This is a genomic window from Agrobacterium sp. DE0009 (genome assembly GCF_007680755.1).
Lineage (GTDB): Bacteria > Pseudomonadota > Alphaproteobacteria > Rhizobiales > Rhizobiaceae > Agrobacterium > Agrobacterium tumefaciens_B.
Genome location: NZ_VEIU01000011.1, coordinates 83601 through 93194 on the forward strand (window position 1 = coordinate 83601; position 9594 = coordinate 93194).

Annotated in this window: 8 protein-coding genes; 7 read left to right on the forward strand and 1 reads right to left on the reverse strand. The window is 57.8% G+C overall.

What is annotated here, in order from left to right:
- Positions 1 to 3: 3 nt before the first annotated feature.
- The 4 genes from rbbA to FS804_RS23505 all read left to right on the forward strand — a co-directional run bounded on the left by rbbA (position 4) and on the right by FS804_RS23505 (position 4974).
- Complete coding sequence (rbbA, locus tag FS804_RS23490; protein WP_144579206.1) at positions 4 to 2772, forward strand: ribosome-associated ATPase/putative transporter RbbA; 2769 nt, start codon at positions 4 to 6, stop codon at positions 2770 to 2772.
- Positions 2769 to 3887: an ABC transporter permease gene (locus FS804_RS23495; protein WP_144579207.1), complete on the forward strand. Its 1119-nt coding sequence runs from the start codon at positions 2769 to 2771 to the stop codon at positions 3885 to 3887. The genes rbbA and FS804_RS23495 overlap by 4 nt, the downstream gene beginning before the upstream one ends.
- 134 nt (positions 3888 to 4021) lie before the next feature.
- Complete coding sequence (locus FS804_RS23500) at positions 4022 to 4624, forward strand: hypothetical protein (protein ID WP_186376971.1); 603 nt, start codon at positions 4022 to 4024, stop codon at positions 4622 to 4624.
- 203 nt (positions 4625 to 4827) lie between these two features.
- Positions 4828 to 4974 carry a DUF1127 domain-containing protein gene (locus tag FS804_RS23505; protein ID WP_003505647.1) on the forward strand — a complete coding sequence of 49 codons (147 nt, stop codon included), beginning with the start codon at positions 4828 to 4830 and terminating at the stop codon, positions 4972 to 4974.
- A gap of 491 nt (positions 4975 to 5465) precedes the next feature.
- Here the strand turns inward: FS804_RS23505 and FS804_RS23510 are convergent, their stop codons facing one another.
- Positions 5466 to 5906, reverse strand: coding sequence for a response regulator (locus tag FS804_RS23510; RefSeq protein WP_144579208.1), 441 nt, complete (start codon positions 5904 to 5906; stop codon positions 5466 to 5468).
- A 381-nt stretch (positions 5907 to 6287) separates the two neighbouring features.
- Here FS804_RS23510 and ftsZ point away from each other — a divergent pair, with 381 nt between their 5' ends.
- The 3 genes from ftsZ to FS804_RS23525 all read left to right on the forward strand — a co-directional run bounded on the left by ftsZ (position 6288) and on the right by FS804_RS23525 (position 9255).
- Complete coding sequence (ftsZ, locus tag FS804_RS23515) at positions 6288 to 7250, forward strand: cell division protein FtsZ (RefSeq protein WP_003521714.1); 963 nt, start codon at positions 6288 to 6290, stop codon at positions 7248 to 7250.
- Positions 7251 to 7481: 231 nt separating this feature from the next.
- Positions 7482 to 8180, forward strand: coding sequence for a GntR family transcriptional regulator (locus FS804_RS23520; protein WP_063951805.1), 699 nt, complete (start codon positions 7482 to 7484; stop codon positions 8178 to 8180).
- Between the two features lie 109 nt (positions 8181 to 8289).
- Positions 8290 to 9255 (forward strand): dihydrodipicolinate synthase family protein, encoded by a 966-nt coding sequence (locus FS804_RS23525; RefSeq protein ID WP_144579209.1) that lies wholly within the window; start codon positions 8290 to 8292, stop codon positions 9253 to 9255.
- Positions 9256 to 9594: the final 339 nt, after the last annotated feature.

The window sequence follows — 9594 nt, forward strand, 5'->3', positions numbered from 1 at the left end:
ACCATGGTCGCGTCTCCCGTAACGAATGACAGCAACGCACCAGTCGCGCGATTGGCCGATGTGCGGTTGACCTTCGGAAGCGCCATCGCGCTGGCCGACATATCGGTCGAGATCCCCGCCGGGCGGATGATCGGGCTTATCGGGCCTGACGGTGTGGGCAAATCGAGCCTGTTGTCGCTCGTCTCCGGCGCGCGCGCCATCCAGAAGGGCAAGGTGGAGGTTCTGGGCGGCGACATGTCCGATCCCCGCCACCGCGAGGATACCTGCCCGCGTATCGCCTATATGCCGCAGGGTCTTGGCAAGAACCTCTATCCCACCCTGTCCGTCTTCGAGAATATCGACTTCTTCGGCAGGCTGTTTGGACAGGGCGGCAGGGAGCGGCAGGCGCGCATTGCCGATCTGCTGAAAAGTACCGGCCTCGAGCCCTTCGCCGACCGCCCCGCGATGAAACTTTCTGGCGGCATGAAGCAGAAGCTGGGGCTCTGCTGCGCGCTGATCCACGATCCCGACCTGCTCATTCTCGATGAGCCGACCACGGGTGTCGATCCGCTGTCGCGGCGGCAATTCTGGGAACTGATCGATTCCATACGGGCCGGGCGTCCGGGCATGAGCGTCATCGTCGCCACGGCCTATATGGAAGAGGCCGCCGGTTTCGACTGGCTGGTCGCCATGGATGGCGGCAAGATTTTAGCGACCGGCTCGCCTGCCGAACTTCTCCAGCGCACCTCCGCACCCAATCTCGATGCAGCCTTTATCGCGCTCCTGCCGGAAGAAAAGCGCAAGGGCTACCACGAAGTCCATATCGCGCCGCGCAAGGTGGCGGGTGAGGGCGACTATGCCATCGAGGCGTCGCATCTCAGCATGCGTTTCGGCGATTTTACCGCCGTCGACAATGTCAGCTTCAAGATTCCGCGTGGCGAGATTTTCGGCTTTCTCGGCTCCAATGGCTGCGGAAAATCCACCACCATGAAGATGCTGACGGGGCTTCTGGCGGCCAGCGAAGGCGAGGCGAAACTTTTCGGGCACAAGGTGGATGCCAGCGATATGGCGATCCGTCACCGCGTCGGCTATATGAGCCAAGCCTTTTCGCTTTATTCCGAGCTGACGGTGCGCCAGAACCTCGATCTTCATGCCCGCCTGTTCAAGCTGCCGGAAGAGACCATTCAGCCGCGTATCGCCGATATGGCCGAGCGTTTCGATCTCGGTGCGGTCATGGAGACACTACCGGACGACCTGCCGCTTGGCATCCGGCAGAGGCTGTCGCTGGCGGTGGCGATGATCCATTCGCCTGATATTCTCATCCTCGACGAGCCGACCTCCGGCGTCGACCCGGTGGCACGGGACGGGTTCTGGCAAATCCTTGCCGATCTCTCCCGCCACGATAATGTCACCATCTTCATCTCCACCCATTTCATGAATGAGGCGGAGCGCTGCGACCGGATTTCGCTGATGCATGCCGGCAAGGTACTGATCAGCGATTCGCCTGACGCGATTACCAAGAGCCGAAATGCCGCAACGCTCGAAGAGGCCTTCATCGCCTATCTCGAGGATGCTTCAGGCGTCAAAAAGGTGACAACTGCCGGCGGCCCTGTCGCGGCAGCGCAGGTGCCGGCGACGCAGCATGCGGCGCCCACCCGCAGGAGATTTTTCGATTTCAGGCGCATGTTCAGCTATACGCGCCGCGAGGCGCTGGAACTGCAGCGCGATCCCATTCGCGGCACGCTGGCGGTGCTCGGCAGCGTCATCCTGATGTTCGTCATCGGATACGGCATCAATCTCGATGTCGAGGATCTGACTTTCGCGGTGCTGGATCGCGACGATTCCACCATCAGCCGCGACTACGTGCTCGACATTGCCGGCTCTCGATATTTTATCGAGAAGGAGCCGATCCGGGACTATGCCGATATGGACCGGCGGATGCGTGACGGGGAACTCAGCCTTGCCATTGAAATTCCTCCTGGCTTCGGCCGCGATGTCTTGCGAGGCAAGACCGTAGAGGTGGGCGCCTGGATAGACGGCGCCATGCCGCAGCGAGCGGAGACAGTCCGCGGTTACGTGCAGGGCATGCATCAGACGTGGCTGGCGCGGAAGGCCGCCGAAATTTACGGCAGCGCGGCCACGCAAAGCAGCTTCAGCATCGAAACGCGTTATCGTTACAATCCCGACGTCAAGAGCCTTGTCGCCATGGTGCCAGCGGTCATTCCGCTGCTTCTCATGCTCATCCCCGCAATGCTGGCGGCCCTCAGCGTCGTAAGGGAAAAAGAGCTCGGGTCCATCGTCAATCTATACGTGACTCCGACCACGCGGCTGGAATTCCTGATTGGCAAGCAGCTTCCCTATGTCGCCCTTGGCATGCTCAATTTCGTGCTTCTGACGGCATTTGCGGTCTTCGTCTTCCAGGTGCCATTCACCGGAAGTTATCTCGCGTATGCGACGGGCGCGCTGCTCTATGTCATCATCGCCACATCCATCGGCCTTCTCATGTCTTCCTTTATGAAGAGCCAGATTGCGGCAATCTTCGGCACGGCTCTTCTGACGCTCATTCCGGCGACTCAATATTCTGGCATGATCGATCCCGTCTCGTCGCTGCAAGGGGCGGGCGCCTTTATCGGCAACGTCTATCCTGCCACCTATTTCATGACCATTTCGCGTGGGACTTTTTCCAAGGGCTTGGACTTCGCCGGACTTTCAGGCTCCTTCCTGCCTCTTCTCATTGCCATTCCACTGCTCCTCATTGCTGGTGCTGCACTTTTGAGAAAGCAGGCGTTATGAGGCTTTTTTCGTCCAACATTTTGCAGCTCGGCATCAAGGAACTGCGCGGACTTGCGCGAGACGGAATGCTGATGCTGCTTATCGTCTATGCCTTCACGCTGCAGATCTATACCGGTTCCAGCGCGCTGCCGGAGACTCTGAACAACGCGGCCATCGCCATTGTCGACGAGGATCAGTCGCCGCTTTCCAGCCGCATCAGCACGGCATTTTATCCGCCCTATTTCGCACCGCCAAAGCAGATTTCCATCGCCGAAATGGACAAGCGCATGGATGCGGGCCTCGATACCTTCGCCCTCGATATCCCGCCGGATTTCCAGCGCCGGCTGATGGCCGGCCAGCTGCCTGCCATCCAGCTCAACATCGATGCCACCCGCATGAGCCAGGCTTTCAGCGGCGGCGGTTATGTGCAGAGCATCGTGACGAGCGAAGTTCAGGAATATATCAATCGTTATCGCGGTGCGACCTCGGTGTCGGTGGAACTGACGCTGCGCTCCCGTTTCAATCCGGAGCTGGATAAATCCTGGTTCGGCTCGATCAACAACATCATCACCGCCATTACCATGCTCTCCATCGTGCTCACAGGGGCGGCGCTTATTCGCGAGCGAGAACACGGAACGGTCGAACATCTGCTGGTCATGCCGGTCACGCCACTGGAAATCATGCTCAGCAAGGTCTGGTCCATGGGCCTTGTTGTGCTGGTAGCCTCCGCATTTTCCCTTCTTGTTGTCGTCAAGGGGCTGCTCGCCATCCCCATAGAAGGCTCGCTTTCGCTTTTCCTGCTTGGAACGGCGCTGCAGCTTTTTGCCATGACATCGATGGGCATTTTCCTCGCGACAGTGGCAGGTTCCATGCCGCAATTCGGCATGTTGCTGATCCTGTTTTTGTTACCGCTGCAGGTGCTGTCCGGCGCCATGACACCGCGCGAAAGCATGCCTGATATCATCCAGTACATCATGCTTCTGGCACCAAACACCCATTTCGTCATCCTGGCGCAATCGGTGCTTTTCAGAGGGGCGGGGCTGGATGTGGTCTGGCCGCAGCTGCTCGCGCTGCTGGCCATCGGCTCGACGCTTTTCGTTCTTGCGCTTCGCCGATTCAGGCGGTTCCTTCGCTGAAAATCGGAAATGAACCCGTCTTCCCGCATATCCAGACGAGTTAAACTAATTGTGTTCGGCAACGCTATTTTCGCCCTCGGGCAATATGCCTATGAGACGGCTGGGTAAAAGAGGGCTTTGTTCAGGAGTAGCAAATGAATATCGCAGCACGCCTGTCGCTGGTGGCTAGTATCGCACTGGCCGCGACACCATCTTTCGCATCGGAGGATATGGCTTCGGAGACGAGCGAGGCGATATTTGGTTTCGGCGGTATGCTGACGAAAGAAGACATGCTGAAAAGCGCGGCCCTCATTCCCGTGGAATACGAAAAGAATGCCATTCTGGGCGGCGGTTACCAGTTTTATCCCTACCGCATCGGCAATGTAAAACTGGGTGGCGAAATCGGCATTGCTGCGAGATTTGGCAAGGGCCTTACCGGTGAGGTGTGGGCCGGCCCGGTCGCGCGTTATGAGCAGATCAGGCTCAGTGAGCGACTGTTCATTACCCCGAGCTTTACCGCCGGTGTCAGCCTCGTCACGGATGCGCAGCCGGGCCGCGAGCGCGAGCAGGAAATCAAGGATGATGGCAATGCCAACGTCCTGTTTTATCTCGGGCCTGAGATCAACGTCTCCTTCAGCGAGGATTCCTCGACGGAATTCTTCTGGCGCCTTCACCACCGGTCTGGGGGTGGCAAAACACTGGGCAACATGAAGGGCGCCACAAACGCCAACGTCTTCGGCGTGCGCTACAAGTTCTAAGCAGGCGCTCCGTTACCAGGTCATGGATTTGAGCCACGTTACTTTTCGACCCAGGCCGGGTCGGCAACCCTTGCGTCTGACGCATGGGTGGATTGCCTTATTCTGCCTGTTAATTCCCCATTGAAAAGCGCATATAGAGGTCATCGAAGGACGCCGGAACAAAACGTTACTGACGTCACCAAAACCTCAGAAAGGGTCATGTCATGAACGTAGCACGCAGCTTCAACAATTGGCGCAAATATCGTCAGACGATCAACGAACTGGGCCGTATGAGCAGCCGTGAACTGCACGATCTCGGTATCGACCGCAGCCAGATTACCAGCGTTGCCCGCGCCGCCGTTGGCAAATAAACAAGCGGCACTTCCGCATTTTCAAGTCCCGAACGCCCGCCTTGCGGGCGTTTTTGTTTTTTACTGAATGTGACCTCAACCTTTAGCGCCCGGATCACCGCAAAGCATGCGAGAGGAGCGCATTCGTCGGCTACTCCCAAGCATCAAGACAATCCGCAGATCCAATATGTAGAGCGGACGAAGGTAGCATCCGTTTAGCCGCTCCACCGGATGGCGACTTCCCTTACGGGGTATGCGTCCAGCGCATATCAGTGCTGCAACCTTGTGCCTGGCAAATGCGCAGAAGAATGGTATCTTCATTTCATCGAAACGGATGTACCTCCTCCCACATCCTTTTCGTGAAGCGGACGATCCTACTCCTCCTCCCAAAGGATTGCCCCGGGGACAGCGTCTATCCTCCTCCCAAGTCGCTGTTCATTTTTTCAGAAAGCCTGCCGCACCTCCTCCCGCGGCAGGCTTTTTTGTTTTCAGCCCGTTTTATAACCGTGGTTCTACTCGAAGGGCATCATGCCGATCGGGGTCACGGCGTGGGTGCCGGCGCGTTTGGCAATGGCATAAGCGAGGCACTGTTCTACCGCGTCCTGCGGCACTGGCTTTGAGATCACGCCCGCCCCGACACCGAGGTTAACGACGACCTCAGGATTGGCGGTCATGAAGATCACGACCACACCGCTCTCGGAAAGTCTGCGGCCGATTTCAGGACCGGTCTGGCCGTCTGCCAGATTGACGTCGACAAAAGCGACGTCGGCGCTGCGTCCGAGTGCGATGGCATCGTCCAGACGGTTGGCGATGCCGATGACGTTGGCATCATCTTCGGCCTGCATGATTGAGTCTTCAATATCCATGGCAATCAGAAATTCGTCTTCCACAATCAGGACGCGAGGCTGTTGCGTGCTGTAACCTGGTTCTCTCTGCAAGACGTCTGCCAACATTGCCTGTCTCCATACTATGCGCTCATCGGGCGCTGTCGGCTAGCAAACACCCGTGAGGGTAACTCGTTCCAAATTGAGATAAACATAGTGAATGGAGTGTAAACGATGTCCCTTTTCGGCTATCAACACTCAATGGTGAAGCATTTGATTCGGTTTGGTTTTCATCCGGGGAAGGGGTGGGAGAACGTTGCCGTAGCGCATCTTTCGCCGCTTGTGCGCAAGTCTTTTGGCCGCAATCTGTCCTTAAGGCTTGCATGAAATTTCAAGGCGTTACCGTGTTGTTCCTGCGCCCAGGAAGACGCGCTGCAATGCCGCCGATCATTCGGGTGCCGATTATCTGTACGGCGCCGGACCCTATGAGTTGAGAAAGAGAACAAGACGATGACCCAGTCTCCGCGCGCCACCATTGCTCGCAATACCCCCAATATCGCTGTTGTCGGCGTCGGGGGTGGCGGTGGCAATGCGATCAACAACATGATCGCTGAAGGGATTGGCGGGGTGGATTTTATTGCCGCCAATACGGATGCGCAGGCGTTGAAGAAGACCAACGCTCCCCGCCTCGTCCAGCTCAGTTCAGAGCTGACGGGCGGTCTGGGAGCGGGCGCCGATCCCGAGGTCGGCCGTCAGGCGGCGATCGATTCCCTCGATGAGATCATGGACCACCTCAGCGGTTACGACATGTGCTTTATCACCGCCGGCATGGGCGGCGGCACCGGTACCGGGGCTGCTCCAGTGATCGCTGAAGCCTGCAGGGCAAAGAACATCCTCACCGTCGGCGTCGTTACTCTGCCTTTCAGCTTCGAGGGCGCGCGCCGCATGCGCGCTGCCGAGTATGGCTTTGCCAACCTGCTCAATACGGCCGACACCGTCATCGTCATTCCCAACCAAAACCTGCTGCGCATCGCGGACGCCGGCACCACGTTTGAGAATGCTTTGAAGACCGCGGACAAGGTCCTGTCGCTCGGCGTGCGCTGCATCACCGATCTCATTCTGCGCGAAGGCCTGGTCAACCTTGATTTTGCCGATGTGCGTTACGTTATGAAGAACGGTGGCCGCGCGCTGATGGGAACCGCGCAGGCCAAGGGCGAGAAGCGCGCGTCGGAAGCGGCGGCCGCAGCCATTGCCAATCCACTGCTCGGCGAACCTTCGCTGAAGGAAGCCCGCGGCGCGTTGGTCTCGATTTCCGGTGGCAACGACCTCACCCTTTACGAAATCGATGAAGCAATGACGCTGGTTCGCGAGGCCGTCAGCGAGGAAACGGACGTCGTTATGGGTGCGTCTTTTGATCCGACGCTGGACGGCGCTTTCAAAATTTCCGTCGTGGCGACCGGTCTGCGTAACTGATCGCTGGCCGAAGCGTTGTAGCAAGTCGTATCCTCTTTTATCGCACAATCCGCGCTCGTGACCGGCTTGCGACACAAATCGAATGATCTGAAGCCGTCGTGGGCAATTTCCGCGACGGCTTTTTGTTGTTTTTGAACGATTATTCCGGCATTCAAAGTCACGGCCGTGCCACGCCGCGTTGATAACGAAAAAAAATAATAGTACTCTTTATGTCGACAAGAGGGATTAATGATGACGGATATTATTGCTTCTGCAGAGCGCAAGCGCGGCTCCGGCGTGAAAATGGTTTATGACCTGCTGCGTGACGAGATTCTCGATCTGGTTCTGCCGCCGGGAAGCCCCATCGATGAAGTGCAGCTGGCCGAACGATTCAAAATGTCACGCACGCCCATTCGTGAAGCGCTGGTGCGCCTTTCGGGTGAGGGGCTGATCGATACGCTGCCCAACCGCTCGACCATGGTGTCGAATATCGATTTCTTGAACATGCACACCTATTTCGACGCTTTGGTCTTGATGTACCGCGTCACAACCCAACTGGCCGCGCAATATCATCGGCCGGAGGACCTGGCTGGCATTCGCGCGCATAACAAGGAGTTTGCCATAGCCGTTGAGGAGCAGGACGCACTGGCAATGATCTCCACCAACGCCGCTCTTCATCTCTCGATAGCGGAGGCCGGCCGCAACCCCTATTTCACCAGCCTCTTCAAGCGCCTGCTGGATGAGGGGCGACGTATCCTCAGGCTCTATTATCAATCCTACGAGGACCGCCTGCCTAAGCGGTTCGTCGATGACCATGAGGAAATGATCGCGGCGATCGCCGCGCGCGATATCGCACTTTCGGAAAAACTGGCGCGTGAACACGCGGAACAGATCGTTCGCCAGGTGCAGAAACTGCTGGTGCGAAACGAGCGCCTTGAAATAAGTCTGTAGCCTGTCGATTTCTTGTCGACAAATAAAATACAAGATAGTAATGTCCTCCTCGAAAGGGTGGCGCGGAGCCGCGACCATTCCTGAGAACCCTGTGCCTTAGGAGCTAATAATGACGGCCAGCATTTTTTCCGGCGTAATCCCTGCTTTGATGACCCCATGCAAGGCAGACCGCACACCTGATTTCGATGCGCTTGTCCGCAAGGGCAAGGAACTCATCGCCGACGGAATGTCCGCCGTCGTTTATTGCGGCTCCATGGGCGACTGGCCGCTCCTGACGGACGAGCAGCGCATGGAAGGCGTCGAGCGTCTCGTTAAGGCTGGCATTCCTGTCATCGTTGGTACCGGGGCGGTCAACACGGCATCTGCCGTTGCTCATGCCGCGCACGCCCAGAAGGTTGGCGCCAAGGGGTTGATGGTCATTCCACGCGTCCTGTCGCGCGGTTCTGTCATCGCTGCCCAGAAGGCGCACTTCAAAGCCATTCTCTCGGCTGCTCCGGAAATCCCGGCCGTCATCTACAACAGCCCATACTACGGCTTCGCGACCCGCGCCGATCTCTTCTTTGCGTTGCGCGCCGAGCATAAGAACCTCGTCGGTTTCAAGGAATTCGGCGGTCCCGCCGATATGCGTTATGCGGCTGAAAACATTACCAGCCGTGACGACGACGTTGCCCTGATGATTGGCGTCGATACCGCCGTCTTCCACGGCTTCGTCAATTGCGGCGCAACCGGCGCCATCACCGGCATCGGCAATGTGCTTCCCAAGGAAGTCATTCATCTCTGCAAGCTGTCGCAGGCGGCCGCCAAGGGTGATGCGGATGCCCGCGCCCGCGCGCTGGAACTGGAACAGGCGCTCGCCGTACTATCCTCCTTCGATGAAGGCCCGGATCTGGTTCTCTACTTCAAGCATATGATGGTGCTGAAGGGCGACAAGGAATACACGCTCCACTTCAACGAAACCGATGCCTTGACCGACAGCCAGCGCGGTTATGTCGAAGCGCAGTTCAAGCTGTTCAACAGCTGGTACGCTGACTGGAGCAAGCTTCCGGGCGCAGTGCAGGCCTGCAAGGCTGCCTGAGATATCGCTGCTGTGAAAGAAAGGCCCGCAACTGTGGGCCTTTTTTTGCATGAGATGAGCCTTGATATTTCTCCTCCGTCATGCCGAACTAGATGCGGCATCCAGCCACAGCGCGTCTGCGCCGTGAAAGGACTTTTCCGCGATCAAGGACCTGATCGCGCTGGAAGCCGATCTAGTCAGGTGTGCCGGCGCGGGGATGCTATGCAGTCGCAAAAAAACGCTGAGTGACGTTGTCGCTATCAAGGCCCGCAATTGCGGGCCGCAGACTGCTGACAAACCCCTGGCGTGAGCTGGGGGTTTGTGATTCATTGGGACATGTTGAAGAAACCTGCTCCCGAA